Source organism: Pseudomonas sp. JUb42, from assembly GCF_024807945.1.
Taxonomy (GTDB): Bacteria; Pseudomonadota; Gammaproteobacteria; order Pseudomonadales; family Pseudomonadaceae; genus Aquipseudomonas.
Genome location: NZ_JANUFD010000002.1, coordinates 244023 through 261684 on the forward strand (window position 1 = coordinate 244023; position 17662 = coordinate 261684).

Sequence of the window (17662 nt, forward strand, 5' to 3'; positions counted from 1 at the left end):
AATGACAACGCGCAGGCCTCCCCCTAATAGCGGATTGCATTAGCGGGACAAAAGGCGTAAATGGCAGGGAAATTCGACAAAAACAGGGCTTCAAAGCCTTCTGTAGCAAGACTTTAAGCAAATTGACTTTAGGATTTATCTCACTATAGTGATGCGGGCCCTGCGTGGGGGGTCTGTCTGATGATTTGAAGCATAAATAGGAGGCCATATGGCTGACAAAAAAGCGCAGTTGATCATCGAGGGCGCTGCCCCCGTCGAGCTGCCCATTCTGACCGGCACCGTAGGTCCCGACGTAATTGACGTACGCGGTCTTACCGCCACCGGCCGCTTCACATTCGACCCTGGTTTCATGTCGACCGCCTCTTGCGAGTCGAAGATCACCTACATCGATGGTGACAAAGGCATCCTGCTGCATCGCGGCTACCCGATCGAACAGCTGGCTGACCAGTCCGACTACCTGGAAACCTGCTACCTGCTGCTCAATGGCGAACTGCCAAACGCCGAGCAGAAGGCACAATTCGTCGTCACCGTGAAAAACCACACCATGGTGCACGAGCAGTTGAAGACTTTCTTCAACGGTTTCCGTCGCGACGCCCACCCGATGGCCGTCATGTGCGGTGTTGTAGGCGCCCTGTCGGCGTTCTACCACGACTCGCTGGACATCAATAACCCGCAGCACCGCGAAATCTCCGCGATCCGCCTGGTCGCCAAGATGCCGACCCTGGCCGCGATGGTCTACAAGTACTCCATGGGCCAGCCCATGATGTACCCACGCAACGACCTGAGCTACGCCGAGAACTTCCTGCACATGATGTTCAACACCCCGTGCGAGATCAAACCGATCAGCCCGGTACTGGCCAGCGCGATGGACAAGATCTTCATCCTCCACGCCGACCACGAACAGAACGCCTCGACGTCCACCGTGCGCATGGCGGGCTCCTCGGGTGCCAACCCGTTCGCCTGTATCGCAGCCGGCATCGCCGCGCTGTGGGGCCCGGCACACGGCGGCGCCAACGAAGCCGTACTGACCATGCTCGATGAAATCGGTGATGTCTCCAACATCGACAAGTTCATCGCCAAGGCCAAGGACAAGAACGATCCGTTCAAGCTCATGGGCTTCGGTCACCGCGTTTACAAAAACCGCGACCCACGCGCCACGGTGATGAAGCAGACCTGCGACGAAGTCCTGCGCGAGCTTGGCATCAACAACGATCCGCAGCTGGAACTGGCCATGCGCCTGGAAGAGATCGCCCTGACCGATCCTTACTTCATCGAGCGCTCGCTGTACCCGAACGTCGACTTCTACTCGGGGATCATCCTCAAGGCGATCGGCATTCCAACCAGCATGTTCACTGTGATCTTCGCCCTGGCGCGGACCGTCGGCTGGATCTCGCACTGGAAGGAAATGCTCTCCAGCCCGTACAAGATTGGCCGTCCACGCCAGCTGTACACCGGCTACGAGCCTCGCGACATCGTGCCACTCGACAAGCGCAAATAAGCGACTCGAACGCACAAAAAAGGCTGCCGATTGGCAGCCTTTTTTATTGCCGGCCCCTCGCTGGAGCGAGGCTTGCCCGCGAACCGAGTCAGGCGATAGTCAGTCACACCTAGTCGAGACTTTCGCGGGCAAGCCTCGCTCCAACACAGGTATTTCCTGCCACACCTCTGCCCAACCCTACTTCTCAGCCACTTCCTTCAACGCCTTCAAGGTATTGAACGGGGCATCGACAACGAACTTGTTGGCCAGCCACGACGGCACGCTACCGCCCGGCTCGGTGTGCACCTGATAGGTCACAGCAGTCTGGTTCGGCCCCTTGGGCACGAACTTCCAGAAGCCATCCACGGCTGCTACGCGCACGAAGCCGGACTCTTCAGGAATGTACTTGGGCTGCCCTTCCAGCTTGCGCGTCAGGCTGCCATCAGCACCGTTGACACTGGTCACCAAAAGCACCGAATCCCGCGGGGTGACCGGCCATGGCGTGTTGAACTGGGTGTAGGTCCAGACCTGATCACCCTCGCGCTTGAGCGCCTTCTGGCTCTTGCACTCGTGAATCCACTTGCAGGCGCCCGCCACATCCTCCTGGAAGCTGCGGACCTTGGCCATGCTGGCGTTGATCACTGTCTCACCGCGATAGGCCTTGTACTTGGAACCGGCCACATCACTCAGAGAAACCTTGATCCCGTCTTCGTCCTTGGCCACCTGCCAGTCTTCGGCCTGAGCCACCCCAGCCACCAATACAGTCAGACCGCAGGCCAGCGCTATTCGATGCAGCGAACTCATTGTTGTATTCCTTATTGTCGAAGTTCCAGCCAATCAATTCCGCCGAAATATGTTTTTCAGGCAACTGCCGTGGCCTTCTCCCACCAACCGATCAAACGAATGGCATCCGCCTGATTGCTGCCACAGACATCCTCGGCCGCGACAAAGCGCCCGCAGACCGCCGGGCGCTCGGGCTTGCCGAACAGATTGCACAGCAGTTCGACCGACAGATGCAGGCAACGTTCTCCGGCGGGCTTGCCATTTGGCATGCCGGGAATGGGCGAAGTGATGGAGGGCGCGATGCAGCAGGCACCACATCCCGAACGGCAGTCCATGAGACACAAACCTTCATTGAAAAAGACGAGACGCAGGATATTACCCGCTAAAACGGCCGTTTGAAAACAGCACGATGAACTGCACAGGCTTTACTGCTTGAACTTGAAATCCAGCGCTGCACCTTCGATCTCATGCCGATCATTGTTACGCATCTGCAGCTGCATCTCATTGCTCAACAAGCGGCCATTGAGCTGGAACGCCTCTTTGTCGCTGGCGTCCTTGGTGCTGAACATCGGCGGCAGGATCGGCTTGTGCGGCGCCGTAATGACCCCTTTGGGCGGGGTCATCTGCTGCACCAGTTCCGGTGGCAGGCTCAGGTCCAGCTTGGGCTGGCTCAGGCGCGTGTCCTTGACCACTTCCCTGGCGGGCTTGCTTTTGTTGACCACGGGCTCACGCTTGAGCGTCGCCGTAGAGGCTTGTGACGTGGCCTTGGGAGCTGGCAACTTCAGCGCATCAGCCTTGACCTGGGCTTCCTTGATCGGCGAAGCCTTGACCGGCGCAGACTTGGCAGCCACTACCGGGACTACAGGCACATTGGGCTTGAGCTCATGCACGGGAGCCTGGTCCTCTACGGTAGGCGCCACCTTGGCCACCGGCGTCTGCTCCACCTCAGCCTCGACCACGGGTGCCACAGCAACGGGCGGCAGCGCCTGCACAGGAGCCGCAGGCGCCTCGGCAGCGGCCTGGGGCGCGCTTGCGGGGGTTTCGGTCTTGGGCTTGGGCACAGGCGGCTGCTGAGCATCACAGGCGCTCAGCAGGGCAATGATCAACAATCCGGCAAAACGGGAAACATTCATAGGCAAAACTGACAACGGCAGAGGGCCATATGCTGGCCTGTTGAAGGCCAGCTGACAAGACGCAAAAAAACAACCTGCAAAGATAGTGACCGCGCCCCTGCGGATAAGATCAATAAGCGTGCGCAGCCTCATGGCAAAGCTGCTTGGCCAGCATACCCAACGTCATCAACGCCCGGTCTGCCTCGCGATTCCACGGGATGCCGCAATTGAGGCGGATACAGTGGTTGAACTGCTCGGTATTACTGAAGATCAGCCCCGGCGCAATGCTGATGCCCTGCTCCAGCGCCCGCACATGCAGCTCCTGGGTATTGACCCGTCCCGGCAGGCTGACCCACAGGATAAAGCCGCCCAGCGGCCTGCTCATCTGCGTACCTTCGGGGAAATGCTGCTGCACACCCAACTGGAAGGCACTGAGATTTTTCCGATATTCCTGTCGGATAAAGCGCAGGTGCCGGTCGTAACCGCCATTTTCCAGGTAGGCCGCCACCCCCATTTGAGTCACGCTGCAGGCAGAATGAGTCGTGAACGTCTGCAGGCGCTGGATATCCGCCTGATACTTGCCCGCAATCATCCAGCCGATACGCACGCCGGGAGACAAGGTCTTGGTAAAGCTTGAGCAATAGATCACCCGGCCAAGGCGATCAAAGGACTTGAGCGACTTGGTACGACCCTGCTCGAACATCAGTTCGCCGTAGATATCATCTTCGACAATCTGGATATCGAAGTCTGAAGCCAGGCGCAGCAGGTGTTTCTGCCGCTCTTCGGGCATGGTGCTGCCCAGGGGATTGCTCAGGCGCGAGGTGAGGACCAACGTCTTGATCGACCACTGGTTGGCCGCCAGTTGCAAGGCCTCCAGACTGATACCGGTGACCGGATCACTGGGGATCTCGATAACCTTCAGGCCCAGCAAATCGGCCAGTTGCAGCAGGCCGTAATAGGTCGGCGACTCCGCTGCGATCAGGTCGCCCGGACGAGTCAGAACCCGCAGCGACATCTGCAGCGCATCGACGCAACCGTGGGTGATGACCACTTCGGACGGATCGACCACTACCCCGGCATCGCGCATGCGGATCGCGACCTGACGGCGCAACGGCTCAAAACCGGGGCTGAACATGTAGCTGAAGGCCCGCGGGCTCTGAAACCGGGTGACCTTGGCGATCTGCTGATGCAAGGCCCGCACCGGCAGGTAATCGACATGAGGCACAGCGGCGCCCAGGGGAAACACACCCTCGCGGCGGGATTCCACCAACACCTGCTGAATGATGCTGCTGCGGGTGACCAGGCCAGGCCGCTCGACCCGCGCAATATCGGGAGTCGGCGCCGTCAAGGCGGGCGTCTGGTGCACATAGTAGCCCGACTGCGGCCGCGCCCGGATCAATCCCTGGTCTTCCAGGTTGGCATAAGCCTGCAGCACTGTGGCATGACTGACGTTTAGCTGCGAACTCATCTTGCGCACCGAAGGCACGCGCTCGCCGGGCTGATAAACACCCCGACGAATGTCCTCGGCCAACTGCTGAGAGATGCGTTGATAAAGCAAAAGATTAGTCATGACCCAGGCCTCGATCCTTGCCGACAGCAGGTTTCCAAAATGAAAACAGTCGTTAATTTACCTCAATAGTTTCGAAGTGTACTGGGACAGTTTGACGCAGGGCTAGCACTATTGCGCATTGCCAAAAAATAATTTATGGCAAATATGCCAATATGCAGGGTGTTTACGCATAAAAAATCCCGGCGTCGCTTCCGAGGCCGGGATTTTTTTGATTTTTTTTCAGCGAGCAGCGCCCAAGTGGCCTTTTTCGTCAGAAAAAACGATCTCGACCCGACGATTCATCGCCCGACCACGCTCGGAAGTGTTCGCCGCCACGGCAAAGTCATCGCCGTAACCCTGCACCTGAATACGCTTTTCAGCGATTCCCAGATCAGTCAGCACATCGGCGACGGCCTGAGCCCGATCCTTGGACAGTTGCAGGTTCTCGTCCTTGTCACCGGTACTGTCGGTATAACCCTCGATACGCACGATGCGCGCCGGGTTGAGCTGAAGGAACTGCACCAGTTTCAGCACCGTGCGATTGGCCGATGTTTTCAGCTCGGCCTGACCGGTATCAAACAGCGTATCGCCGAGAGTCAGGACCAGGCCGCGATCGGTCTGGGTCGTGGCCAGGGCGACAATCTGGTCTTCCAGCCACTGCCCCTGGCGCTGGGCACTGGCCAGTTTGGCTTCACGCAATGCCAGTTGCAGACGCTGACGCTCCAGTTCCTGTTTGGCCAGGGCTTCCTGATTGAGCAGCAGATGACTGTGCTCCCGGGCAATGGCACTGTAACGACTGCTCAGGTATGCGTAGTGACTGACATCCGTACTGCTGCCCAGGTAACCGGAAAGACGATCAGCGCGGCTCAGCAGTTCACCGGCACGAATCACGTCCCGTGGCGCGCTGCGCAGCACATCAGGATCCTCCTTCACTTTCTGGAAATCGGCACCGGCCTGGCGCAAAGCCTGATCGCTGTCCTGACGCCCGGCGCAACCGTACAGTCCGGCCGAACCCAGCAATAAACACACACTGATTAAGCAAGGAACGCGATTCATTGCGCACTCCCCAACTGTTTATGCAGGCGATTGAGTCGGGTATCGAGCTGATGCAACTGCTCTTCACTCTTGGCCACCAGCACCTTGGCCTCAGCCAGGCGCGCATCCAGCTCAGCCTCTTCGGCCTGCATGCGCGCATCCTTGTAGGATTTGCCAAGCATGGCGGAACGCGCCTGGGCATATTTGGCCTGAGCCATCTGCAGATCGTCCTGGTCATCGGTGGCGCCGACAGCCTTGGCCTGCTCGAGGGCCTGCTCGGTCAATTTCAGTTGTTCGGTGGGCGCCGGATCACTGGCGCAACCGGCCAGGCTGGCTACTGCCAGGGCGGCGAATAGAGGGCGGATACTCACAAAAACGTTCCTACTTATTTAGAACACTGCTGCTGCCAGCTTGCTGCAACTGAGCCTTCCAGAGATCAAGGTTGCGCTTGACCGCTGCGTCCGACAGCCCGGAGGCGGAGGATTCTGTCATCTTTTTCGCCAACTGTCCGCGCAACCACGGGTCGTTGCAGGCGGAATTGAACGACAGCGCCAGATAAAAACCAGGCTTGTCCAGAGGCAACGGCTGGGGCATCAAGTCGTTGGCGAAGCCCAGGGTCTGGCTCAACGCCAGACCTGCGTAGTGTCCGGCGAGGACATATTCAACCTGACCCAGCATCAGTTTCTGAAAAGCCTGGGCAAGATTGGGCACACGTTCCAGCGTCAGATGCTCCTGCGCCGAACCTTCAAAGGAACGGGTTAGCCGGGTCTTCTCAGAAATGGCTCCCGGGTGCCCTTTCAAGTCGATCAGCAGGTTGAAGGGTGCAGCCTGTGTCCGTCGGGTCCAGACCATGATTTCGTTACGCATGATGGGCGGATGGATATAGTCCAGAGCCTCCAGCTCTTCGACATTGAGAGGCGCATCAGCCAGCAGATCCATGCGTCCGCTGCGCACTTCATCCAGAGCCTGACTGCGCTTGCCACCGTACAGAAGCTCGACCTTGATACCCAACTCCCCTGCCACCTGTTTGAGGACATCGGCGTTGGCGCCGATCAGGCGTTTAGGATCTGCGGGATCCCGCCATAAATAAGGAGGGGCATCCGGACTGCCCGTCACGATCAGCCGCTCACACTTGCCTGCGGCAAACAGCAACGACGGCAACAACAAAAGCCCTAGCATCAATGCTGGCAACGGCTTTACCTGGCCCATGAATCCTTCCTTTATTTAACGCAATAAAAAACCCGTTCCCGAGGAACATGGGACCTCGTGGCAAGCCACGGATTCCACGCTCCCCGAAAGAACGGGTGATTTATAAGCCGGAGGGCGTTCTGCAGGAGCGGTTTTAACCGCGAGAATGCTCTCCCGGCTAAAGCCGGTCCTGCGTTAAACCAGCTTTTCCAACTCAGGCACCGCTTCGAACAGGTCAGCAACCAGGCCATAGTCAGCCACCTGGAAGATCGGTGCTTCTTCGTCCTTGTTGATCGCAACGATCACCTTGGAGTCCTTCATACCGGCCAAGTGCTGGATCGCGCCGGAGATACCGACGGCGATGTACAACTGAGGCGCGACGATCTTGCCGGTCTGGCCGACCTGCATGTCGTTCGGTACGAAACCGGCATCGACCGCAGCGCGGGAAGCGCCGACCGCTGCACCCAGCTTGTCCGCCAGGGCGTACAGGTGCTTGAAGTTGTCGCCGTTCTGCATGCCGCGGCCGCCGGAAACGACGATCTTGGCAGCGGTCAGCTCCGGACGATCGGACTTGGCCAGTTCTTCACCCACGAAGGACGATTTGCCTGCGTCGTGAGCAGCCGCAACCGCTTCAACCGCAGCCGAACCACCTTCAGCGGCTACCGGGTCGAAACCGGTGGCACGTACGGTGATGATCTTGACCGCAGCCGAAGACTGAACGGTGGCGATGGCGTTACCGGCATAGATCGGGCGCTTGAAGGTGTCGGCGCTTTCTACCGAGATGATCTCGGAGATCTGGTCAACGTCCAGTTGCGCGGCAACCCGCGGCAGGATGTTTTTGCCGTTGGAAGTCGCGGCAGCCAGGATGTGGCTGTAGCCTTTGCCCAACTCGGCAACGAGCGGCGCAACGTTTTCCGGCAGTTGATGGCCGTAGGCAGCGTTGTCCGCCAGCAGCACCTTGGCCACACCGGCGATTTTCGCCGCTGCGTCAGCCACAGCAGCCACACCGGCGCCAGCCACCAGTACATTGATGTCGCCACCGATCTTAACGGCAGCAGCCACGGTATTCAGGGTGGCCGGAGCCAGGGTCTTGCCGTCGTGTTCAGCGATTACCAGGATAGTCATGGTCAGATCACCTTCGCTTCGTTTTTCAGTTTCTCGACCAGTTCAGCCACCGACTTGACCTTGATGCCAGCGCTGCGGGCAGCCGGCGCTTCGACTTTCAGGGTCTTGGTGGTGGAGGCCGTGGAGACACCCAGAGCGTCCGGAGTCAGCACTTCGAGAGGCTTCTTCTTGGCTTTCATGATGTTCGGCAGCGAGGCGTAGCGTGGCTCGTTCAGACGCAGGTCTGTGGTCACGATCGCTGGCAGGCTCAGGGAAACGGTTTGCAGGCCGCCGTCGATTTCGCGGGTCACGGCAACCTTGTCACCGGCCACTTCGACTTTCGACGCGAAAGTGCCTTGCGGGTAGCCACTCAGGGCTGCCAGCATCTGACCAGTCTGGTTGTTGTCGCTGTCGATGGCTTGTTTGCCCAGGATCACCAACTGAGGCTGTTCCTTGTCGACCACGGCCTTGAGCAGCTTGGCCACGGCAAGGGAGTTCAGTTCGTCAGCAGATTCAACGAGGATGGCGCGGTCAGCGCCCAGTGCCAGTGCGGTACGCAGTTGCTCCTGAGCAGTGGTCGGGCCGACGGAAACGACGACGATCTCGGTCGCTACGCCTTTCTCTTTCAGGCGGACGGCCTCTTCCACGGCGATTTCGCAGAAAGGGTTCATCGACATTTTGACGTTGGCCAGATCAACGCCGGAGTTGTCCGCTTTGACGCGAACCTTGACGTTGTAGTCGACCACACGTTTGACAGCTACAAGAACCTTCATGGATTCCTCGTTTCTCTCCGGTGAAAAGAAGTCGCCCGGCATCAGCCAGGCGATGAATGCGCGTCAGTGTAAAGAACACCTCTGAAAACACTGTATTCGTGCTTGCTGAAGGGGGAATTCGGCAAAAACATCCGTCCGCATCCAGCAATCACAGCCGTAGACCACAAGGGTGTGTAAACTTCATCCCCCTGCCGCCCCGCAAGGGGTGAGGCTGGTCTGTCACGCGGCTCGCAATGTCTTTAGAGGTGTTCCTGGATCAACAGCCAGGCGCGGTACAAACACCCAATAAGCGCAAAACCGCCCGTATCTTGACCGGAACGCCTTTTCTGGTCAATACGACAAAACTGCCAGTCACGAGCCCCGCCTCTATGATTTATCAGGCTTGCAGCTAATTCAAACAAACGTTTGTATTGGACCGCAAGGGTGGTGTAGATATAATGCGCCCCTTGTGTAATGACGTTTGGGCCAACCACCCTTCATACGTCGCTTTTTATGCGTCATATAAAAAAACACCGTAGAGCCTTGAGTAGGAGATAGCCTGTGGAACGCGAATACATGGAATTCGACGTGGTCATCGTCGGAGCCGGCCCCGCCGGGCTTTCTGCCGCTTGCCGCCTGAAGCAAAAAGCAGCCGATGCCGGTCAAGAGATCAGCGTCTGCGTGGTGGAGAAAGGCTCGGAAGTCGGTGCCCACATTCTGTCCGGCGCAGTGTTCGAACCCCGCGCCCTCAACGAACTGTTTCCCAACTGGCAGGAACTCGGCGCACCGCTGAACACGCCGGTCAAGCGCGATGACATCTATGTACTGCGCAGCGCCGACAGCGCCACCAAGGTGCCGGACCTGTTCGTACCCAAGACCATGCACAACCATGGCAACTATATTATCTCCCTGGGCAACCTGTGCCGCTGGCTGGCCCAGCAGGCCGAGAACCTGGGTGTGGAGATCTACCCCGGCTTCGCCGCCCAGGAAGCCCTGTTCGACGACAACGGTGTCGTGCGTGGCATCATTACCGGTGACCTGGGCGTTGACCGCGAAGGCAACCCCAAGGAAGGCCTGTACACCCCCGGCATGGAACTGCGCGGCAAATACACGCTGTTCGCCGAAGGCTGCCGTGGCCATATCGGCAAGCAACTGATCAAGCGCTTCAAGCTGGACGACGAGTCAGACGTGCAGCACTACGGCATCGGCCTCAAGGAAATCTGGGAAGTCGACCCGGCCAAGCATGAACAGGGCCTGGTGGTTCACACCGCCGGCTGGCCGCTGGACGACGACAACATGGGCGGCTCCTTCCTTTATCACCTGGAAAACAACCAGGTGGTGGTGGGTTTGATCGTCGACCTGTCGTACAGCAACCCGTACCTGTCGCCGTTCGACGAATTCCAGCGCTACAAGCACCATCCGGTGATCAAGCAGTACCTGGAAGGCGGCAAGCGCATCAGCTATGGCGCCCGCGCCATCTGTAAAGGCGGCCTGAACTCGCTGCCGAAAATGGTCTTCCCCGGCGGCGCGCTGATCGGCTGCGACCTGGGCACCCTGAACTTCGCCAAGATCAAGGGCAGCCACACCGCGATGAAATCCGGCATGCTCGCCGCTGAAGCCATCGCCGACGTGCTGTTCGCCGGTAACGAAGGCGGCGACACCCTTAATAGCTATGTTCAGGCCTTCAAGGGCAGCTGGTTGCAGGAAGAGCTGTTCGGCAGCCGCAACTTCGGCCCGGCCCTGCACAAGTTCGGCGCGATCATGGGCGGTGCGTTCAACTTCATCGACCAGAATATCTTCGCGGGCAAACTGCCGTTTACCCTGCACGACACCAAGCCGGACTACGCCTGCCTCAAACTGGCGGCCGACTCGAAGAAGATCGACTACCCCAAACCCGACGGCAAGCTCAGCTTCGACAAGCTCAGCTCGGTGTTCATCTCCGGTACCAACCACGAAGAAGAACAGCCGTGCCACCTGAAGCTGACCGACCCGAGCATCCCGATCGGCACCAACCTGCCGCTGTATGACGAGCCGGCCCAGCGCTACTGCCCGGCGGGTGTGTATGAGGTAGTGACCAAGGAAGACGGCGAGAAGCGCTTCCAGATCAACGCGCAGAACTGCGTGCACTGCAAAACCTGCGACATCAAGGACCCGTCCCAGAACATCACCTGGGTCACCCCGGAGGGCGCAGGCGGGCCGACGTACCCTAATATGTAAGAGGGACAGCTTTTATTCGAGCTATCAGCCATGTGCTGCGAGAAAGGCTCCTTCGGGGGCCTTTTTGCTGTCTGCGATAAACATGGCAGCGCGACTACCCTCCTCCCCCGGATTACGCTGAAAGTAGCGTTTATATTCGCGACTGAACTGCGACGTGCTCTGATAGCCGACCCGCAACGCCACCTGGGCCACGCCCAAGCCTTCGACGATCAACAGATGCTGAGCCTTGAGCAGGCGCAGGCGCTTGAGGTATTGCACCGGCGACAACAGGGTGCTGCGCTTGAAATGCTCATGGAAGGTCGAAGCACTCATGTTTGCCTGACGCGCCAGGGTCTCGACATTCAGCGGCTCGGAAAAATGGCTATGCAGATAAGCCAGCGAGCCGGCAACACGGGCGAAATGGCTTTGCTGGGTGACCAATGCCCGCAGTACCCCGGATTGCGGCCCACGCAACGCGGCATACAACACCTCACGCAGCCGCGCCTGGCCCATGGCCTGACATTCGCGCGGATCGTGCAGACAACGCAGCAAGCGCTCCAGGCTCTCGCGCATGGCCGTATCGAGGACCACCGAGGTCATGGACTCCGGCGTCTGCGCCTCGACTATCTGGTCCGGCTCCTCGCCCAAAGCCTGGACCAGCTCGCCCAGCACCACCCGGTCGATCGCCACCGACACACCGAACAGCGGCTCCTGGGGCGTGGCAAAGGTCTCGCACATGAACGGCACCGACAGCGCCTGTACCAGGTAATGCCCGGCGCCGTAGTCCAGGGTACGGGTGCCCAGGGTCGCGAACTTGCCACCCTGGGCGATGATCATCAGGCTCGGCTCGTAGATCTGCGGGCTGCTGGCGACATAGGTATAGAGGGAGACGACGTTGACCTGGGGCAAGCGTGTCGCCACAAAACCCGGCCGCGTGGCCAAGGGCTTGATCAGCGCGACAAGGGCGGCATTGGCGTCGGAATGGTAGGACTGCAACATGAAAGACCCGGCAGAGGATTAGACAGCCCTATCATCGCAGATCTGCCCCGCGTGGCGCTCATCTGGCAACGGGCGCCGGAGGAATAGGCATGACACTCGGAGGAATCATCATCGTCAGTACGGGCAGCCTGCCGGACAATGGCCGCCTTCAATCTGATACACATTAGCGAGGTTCATCATGTACACAGCCATCGGTTACGCCGCCCAGACATCGACCGCTCCCCTGGCCCCCATGACCTTCGAACGCCGCGCCCCACGGGCCGACGATGTGGCCATCGAGATCCTCTACTGCGGCGTCTGCCATTCGGATATCCACCAGGCGCGCAACGAGTGGGGGTTTGCCACCTACCCGCTGATGCCAGGCCATGAAATCGTCGGCAAGGTCACCGCTATCGGCGCCAATGTCAGCAAGTTCAAAGTCGGTGATCTGGTCGGCGTCGGCTGCCTGGTCGACTCCTGCCGCACCTGCGAAGCCTGCACGGCGGACCTGGAGCAATACTGCGTCGAAGGCCCGACCCAGACCTATGCCGGGCACGACCGCATCGACGGCAGCCTGACCATGGGCGGCTACTCCAGCGCCATCGTAGTCAGCGACCGCTTCGTCGTGAGCATTCCGGCCAAGCTCGACCTGGCCAGCGCCGCGCCGATTCTGTGCGCAGGCATTACCACCTATTCGCCACTGAAGCACTTCGGCGTCAAGGCCGGTGACAAGGTCGGCGTATTGGGCATGGGCGGTCTCGGCCATATGGGCATCAAGTTCGCCAAGGCCATGGGCGCCGAAGTGACCCTGTTCACCCGTTCCCAGGCCAAGGCCGAAGAAGCCCGTCGCCAGGGTGCCGACCATGTGATCGTGTCAACCGACGAGCAGCAGATGCAGGCCGCCGCCGGGCAGTTCGACTACCTGCTGGACACCATTCCGGTGCAACACGACCTCAACCCCTACCTCAACACCCTGAAGTTCGACGGCGTACATATCCTGGTTGGCCTGATCGAACCGATCAACCCGCCGGTGCACGCAGTGAACCTGGTGATGAAGCGTCGGGTACTGGCCGGCTCCATGATCGGCGGCCTGGCAGAAACCCAGGAAGTCCTCGACTTCTGCGCCGAGCACGACATCACCTGTGACATCGAGATGCTGGATATCCGCAATATCAACGACGCATTCGAACGCGTGATCAAGGGTGATGTGAAATATCGCTTTGTGATAGATATGGCCACATTGAAAGCCTGACCTTCGACCCTATAAGGTCGAATCCTGTGGGAGCGAATTCATTCGCGAAGAAGACAGTACATTCGATGCATCCGTATCGTCTGGAATGCTGCATTCGCGGATAAATCCGCTCCCACAATGACCCCCATAAGGCTACAGACGTCTTCCCCCCCCCAACTCCGCCGACAACCGCCCTGCCGTCTCCTTGATCAGCGGCACCAACTCGGCCATCTTCTCAAGCGGCATGTACGGCACCGTACTGGCGATGCTGATCCCGGCAATGATCTGCTTGCTGGCATCACGAATCGGCGCCGCGACGCAGCGGATCGACGGTTCGTTGTCTTCCAGGTCGAAGGCATAACCGCCCTGCACATATTCCAGCATGCGCTCACGCACCTGTTCCCAGGACTGCTCCTCATGGCTGGGCCACAGCGGATTGCGCCCGCCTGCTGGCAGGCTGACCTGATACAGGCGCTGCCATTCCGCTTCACTGCTGTCGAGCAACAACGCCTTGCCGATGCCGGTACGGGCCAGGGGCATGCGATGACCGACCCGCGAGCGCATCTCCGGGCCATTGCGGCCAGGGTTCTTGTGCAGGTACAGCACTTCATCGCCATCACGCACGGCCAGGTGCACGGTGTCGCCAGTCAGCTCCGACAGGTGATCCAGATACGGCCGCGCCAGCATGGCCAGGGGCACTTCTTCGCGAGCCTGGAAGCCCAGCTCGATCAGTTTCGGCCCCAGCAGATAGCCGACCTGAGGCAATACCCGCAGGTAACGCTCCTCCACCAGGCAACTGGCCAGGCGATGGGTGGTGCTGCGGGTAGTGCCGATCAGCCGGGCGATTTCCTTGAGGTCCCGGGCGCCACTGGCCACGGCCTGGATCACGCCAAGGCCGCGCAGCAGGGTCTGGGTGCCCGTGGGCGCTGCCGCAGGGGATTCGGGTTGCGGGGGTTCAAGCTGCATATCACGCCTTATCCGATCAAAAAGCTGACGGCATTATCGCCGCCAGCCCGGGCTGATGTCACAACTCAATACGCTCGACCTTGCCCACCAGCAGGATGTAGGACAGCGCGCCAATCAATGCCAGCACCGAGATATAGGTAATGGCCGGGGCGAACGAGTCGCCCGTGGCGAGAAAACCGATGACGATGGGCGTGGCAATGGCCGACAGATTGCCGATGAAGTTGAAGGTGCCGCCGGTCAGGCCCAACAGACGCGCCGGGGCCAGGGTCGAGACCAGCGACCAGGTGATCGATGCAAGACCGTTGCCGAAAAACGCCAGGGCCAGAAAAGCAATGACCAGCGGTGTCGACTCAACGAAGTTGGCGCCAATGATGGACGTTGAAATCAGCAGCCCGGCAATGATCGGCAACTTGCGCGCAAAACCCACGGTGTAACCGCGACGGATCAGCCAGTCGGAGAAGAAGCCCGAGCACAGCACACCGACAAAGGCCGCAAGGAACGGCAGCGAGGCCAGCAGACCGGACTTGATGAAGTCCATGCCACGGTATTTCACCAGATAGGTGGGGAACCAGGTCAGGAAGAACCACAGGGTCGAGTTGAGGCAGAACTGCCCCAGGTAAATGCCCCACAGCTTGCGCTTGCTCAGCACGATGCCCAGGTCTGCCCAGCTGAAGCCTTGCTGCTTCTTGCTGACGTCCGCCTGGATATCCACCAGCCCGCCGCCTTCGCGGATCAGATCGATCTCCCCGGCGTTAACGCCTTTGAAGTCCCGTGGCTCGCGGTAAACCATGTACCAGATCGCCGCCCAGACAATCCCGATGACACCGGTACTGACGAAGACCATGTGCCAGCCAAACGTGGCTTGCAGCCAGGCCAGGACCGGCGTCAGGAACGCCAGGCCGACGAACTGCCCGGAGGTATAGAAACCAATGGCCGTAGCCCGTTCGCGCTCAGGGAACCAGGTGGTGACCACGCGACTGTTGATCGGGTAAGCCGGGGCTTCCAGGGCACCGACAGCCATGCGCAGGACGAACAGCGCAACAAAGCTGCCAGCAAAACCGAGCATCACCGTGGCCAGGGACCACAGGGCCAAGGCGGCGGTATAGAGGATGCGCGGCGGCACCCGGTCTACCAGCCAGCCACCGGGCAACTGCATGGCGGCGTAGGTCCAGCCGAAAGCGGAGAACACCAGGCCGACGTGGACCGGGTCGATGCCCAGTTCACTGGTCAGGGCCGGGGCAGCGATGGACAGGTTGCTGCGGTCCAGATAGTTGATCACTACGGTGATAAACAACAGGACCATGATGAAGAAGCGCTTGCGCGTCGGCGTAGCCAACGCCGCGCTATCAAGTGTGCGTGTCTGCATGGGGTTTGCCTCTTCTTATGGTTATTGAGGTCGGTAATAGCGATGAACCTGACTGAAACCAGACCCAACGAGGCCTAATTCCAATCCAGGATGGGCGCGACGATCAGGCCATCACCACTCGGCAAAACTGCCATCGGCATGACGCCAGATCGGGTTGCGCCAGCGATGGCCGATGGCAGCGCGTTCCTTGACGTACTCCTCGTTGATCTCGATGCCCAGGCCCGGGCCATTGGGGATCTTGACCATGCCCTTGTCGTAGTCGAACACCTCAGGATTCTTGATGTAGTCCAGCAGGTCGTTGCTCTCGTTGTAGTGGATGCCCAGGCTCTGCTCCTGAATGAAGGCGTTGTAACAGGCCGCATCCAGTTGCAGGCAGGCCGCCAGGGCGATCGGCCCCAACGGGCAATGCAGGGCCAGGGCGACGTCGTAGGCCTCGGCCATATTGGCGATCTTGCGGGTTTCGGTGATGCCACCGGCGTGGGAAGCATCCGGCTGGATGATGTCGACGTAGCCTTCGCTGAGCACGCGCTTGAAGTCCCAGCGCGAAAACAGCCGCTCGCCCAGGGCAATCGGCGTACTGGTCAGGGGCGCCAGCTCTTTCAGGGCTTCATAGTTTTCGCTGAGCACCGGCTCTTCAATGAACATCAGCTTGTAGGGGTCCAGCTCTTTCATCAGCACCTTGGCCATGGGCTTGTGCACCCGGCCATGGAAGTCCACGCCGATGCCGACATTCGGGCCTACGGCATCACGCACTGCCGCAACGTTGGCCAGAGCCAGGTCGACCTTGTCGAAGGTGTCGAGGAATTGCAGCTCTTCGGTGCCGTTCATCTTCACCGCAGTGAAACCGCGCTCCACTGCTTCTTTTGCGGCACGGGCGGTGTCGGCCGGACGGTCGCCACCGATCCACGAGTAGACGCGGATCTTGTCGCGCACCTGGCCGCCGAGCAGGTCGCTGACCGACACGCCCAGATGCTTGCCCTTGATATCCCACAGGGCCTGGTCGATCCCGGCCAGGGCGCTCATGTGCACCGCGCCACCGCGATAGAAGCCGCCGCGGTAGAGCACAGTCCAGATGTCTTCGATATTGCGCGGGTCCTTGCCGATCAGGTAATCGGACAGTTCTTCCACGGCGGCCGCCACGGTATGGGCGCGGCCCTCGACGACTGGCTCACCCCAGCCGGTGATGCCCTGGTCGGTCTCGACCTTGAGGAAGCACCAGCGCGGCGGCACGATATAAGTGGTGAGTTTGGTGATTTTCATAACGAATGCTCTCTTGTTCGATAGAGATGCCCGCAGGCATCGATCACTATTGTTTATTCCACGCGGCCACATAGGCCTCGGCGCTGGCACCCACTTGCGCGGCGCTCATGCCCGGTTTGAACAAGCCCGAACCCAGGCCGAAACCCTTGACCCCGGCGCTGATGAACGGCGCCATGTTGTCTGGCGTGATGCCCCCCACCGGCAGCAGCACCGTGCCCGCCGGCAAGACCGCCAGCCAGGCCTTGACCACCGCTGGACCCATTTGCTCGGCGGGAAACATCTTCAGTACATCGGCGCCTTCGGCCAGGGCGGCGAAAGCTTCGGTCGGTGTCGCGACGCCCGGAGACAGGAACAACCCCGCCGCCTTGGCCGCGCGCAATACCACCGGATCGCTGTGGGGCATGACGATCACCTGGCCGCCTGCATCCTTGACCTGACTGACCTGTTCCGGGGTCAGCACCGTCCCGGCACCGATCAGACAATCAGCGGGCAACAGCGACCGCAGCAGGCGAATGCTGTCGTAAGGCTGTGGCGAATTGAGCGGCACCTCAATGACGCGGATCCCGGCGTCGTACAACACCGTGCCGATGGCTTCGGCTTCCTGCGGGCGCAGGCCGCGCAGGATCGCGACCAGACCGTTTTGTGTCAGTGCTTGTTTGAGCATT

General features: G+C 60.0%; 17 protein-coding genes. 3 read left to right on the plus strand and 14 right to left on the minus strand.

All coding sequences use genetic code 11. From position 1 onward, the window contains the following. Window positions 1-208: 208 nt before the first annotated feature. Window positions 209-1498 (plus strand): citrate synthase, encoded by a 1290-nt coding sequence (gene gltA / locus M2401_RS04865; RefSeq protein WP_259100390.1) that lies wholly within the window; start codon window positions 209-211, stop codon window positions 1496-1498. 177 nt (window positions 1499-1675) lie between these two features. On the opposite strand, the gene M2401_RS04870 is transcribed toward gltA, so the two are convergent. The 9 genes from M2401_RS04870 to M2401_RS04910 form a co-directional block, all read right to left on the minus strand. Further along, entirely contained in the window at window positions 1676-2281 is a 606-nt protein-coding gene (locus M2401_RS04870) for an START domain-containing protein (protein WP_259100391.1), read from the minus strand. A gap of 56 nt (window positions 2282-2337) precedes the next feature. After that, window positions 2338-2595: a YkgJ family cysteine cluster protein gene (locus M2401_RS04875; RefSeq protein ID WP_259100394.1), complete on the minus strand. Its 258-nt coding sequence runs from the start codon at window positions 2593-2595 to the stop codon at window positions 2338-2340. Between the two features lie 90 nt (window positions 2596-2685). After that, entirely contained in the window at window positions 2686-3393 is a 708-nt protein-coding gene (locus tag M2401_RS04880) for a translation initiation factor 2 (protein ID WP_259100396.1), read from the minus strand. Between the two features lie 109 nt (window positions 3394-3502). Further along, window positions 3503-4942: a PLP-dependent aminotransferase family protein gene (locus M2401_RS04885; RefSeq protein WP_259100398.1), complete on the minus strand. Its 1440-nt coding sequence runs from the start codon at window positions 4940-4942 to the stop codon at window positions 3503-3505. Window positions 4943-5161: 219 nt separating this feature from the next. After that, complete coding sequence (locus M2401_RS04890) at window positions 5162-5977, minus strand: OmpA family protein (protein WP_259100399.1); 816 nt, start codon at window positions 5975-5977, stop codon at window positions 5162-5164. Further along, window positions 5974-6327: a DUF4398 domain-containing protein gene (locus M2401_RS04895; RefSeq protein WP_259100400.1), complete on the minus strand. Its 354-nt coding sequence runs from the start codon at window positions 6325-6327 to the stop codon at window positions 5974-5976. The genes M2401_RS04890 and M2401_RS04895 overlap by 4 nt, the downstream gene beginning before the upstream one ends. 10 nt (window positions 6328-6337) lie before the next feature. Beyond that, window positions 6338-7165, minus strand: a complete 828-nt coding sequence (locus tag M2401_RS04900) for an ABC transporter substrate-binding protein (protein ID WP_259100401.1) — start codon at window positions 7163-7165, stop codon at window positions 6338-6340. A 174-nt stretch (window positions 7166-7339) separates the two neighbouring features. After that, window positions 7340-8269, minus strand: a complete 930-nt coding sequence (locus M2401_RS04905) for an electron transfer flavoprotein subunit alpha/FixB family protein (RefSeq protein WP_259100402.1) — start codon at window positions 8267-8269, stop codon at window positions 7340-7342. A 2-nt stretch (window positions 8270-8271) separates the two neighbouring features. Next, window positions 8272-9021: an electron transfer flavoprotein subunit beta/FixA family protein gene (locus M2401_RS04910; RefSeq protein WP_259100403.1), complete on the minus strand. Its 750-nt coding sequence runs from the start codon at window positions 9019-9021 to the stop codon at window positions 8272-8274. Window positions 9022-9561: 540 nt separating this feature from the next. Between M2401_RS04910 and M2401_RS04915 the strand changes: the two genes are divergently transcribed. Continuing rightward, the gene (locus tag M2401_RS04915) at window positions 9562-11217 is read left to right on the plus strand and encodes an electron transfer flavoprotein-ubiquinone oxidoreductase (RefSeq protein WP_259100404.1); all 1656 of its coding nucleotides are present in this window, start codon (window positions 9562-9564) and stop codon (window positions 11215-11217) included. A 24-nt stretch (window positions 11218-11241) separates the two neighbouring features. Here M2401_RS04915 and M2401_RS04920 read toward each other — a convergent pair whose 3' ends face one another. Beyond that, window positions 11242-12195 carry an AraC family transcriptional regulator gene (locus M2401_RS04920; protein ID WP_259100405.1) on the minus strand — a complete coding sequence of 318 codons (954 nt, stop codon included), beginning with the start codon at window positions 12193-12195 and terminating at the stop codon, window positions 11242-11244. A gap of 178 nt (window positions 12196-12373) precedes the next feature. On the opposite strand from M2401_RS04920, the gene M2401_RS04925 reads away from it, so the two are divergent. Beyond that, on the plus strand, window positions 12374-13426 hold the full coding sequence (locus M2401_RS04925) for an NAD(P)-dependent alcohol dehydrogenase (RefSeq protein WP_259100406.1): 1053 nt from the start codon (window positions 12374-12376) through the stop codon (window positions 13424-13426). 132 nt (window positions 13427-13558) lie between these two features. Here M2401_RS04925 and M2401_RS04930 read toward each other — a convergent pair whose 3' ends face one another. The 4 genes from M2401_RS04930 to M2401_RS04945 form a co-directional block, all read right to left on the minus strand. Further along, window positions 13559-14371: an IclR family transcriptional regulator gene (locus M2401_RS04930; protein ID WP_259100407.1), complete on the minus strand. Its 813-nt coding sequence runs from the start codon at window positions 14369-14371 to the stop codon at window positions 13559-13561. A 58-nt stretch (window positions 14372-14429) separates the two neighbouring features. Then, window positions 14430-15737: an MFS transporter gene (locus tag M2401_RS04935; protein ID WP_259100409.1), complete on the minus strand. Its 1308-nt coding sequence runs from the start codon at window positions 15735-15737 to the stop codon at window positions 14430-14432. A 111-nt stretch (window positions 15738-15848) separates the two neighbouring features. Next, complete coding sequence (gene dgoD, locus M2401_RS04940) at window positions 15849-16997, minus strand: galactonate dehydratase (RefSeq protein WP_259100410.1); 1149 nt, start codon at window positions 16995-16997, stop codon at window positions 15849-15851. A gap of 46 nt (window positions 16998-17043) precedes the next feature. Continuing rightward, window positions 17044-17661 carry a 2-dehydro-3-deoxy-6-phosphogalactonate aldolase gene (locus M2401_RS04945; RefSeq protein ID WP_259100411.1) on the minus strand — a complete coding sequence of 206 codons (618 nt, stop codon included), beginning with the start codon at window positions 17659-17661 and terminating at the stop codon, window positions 17044-17046. Between the last annotated feature and the right edge of the window lies 1 nt (window position 17662).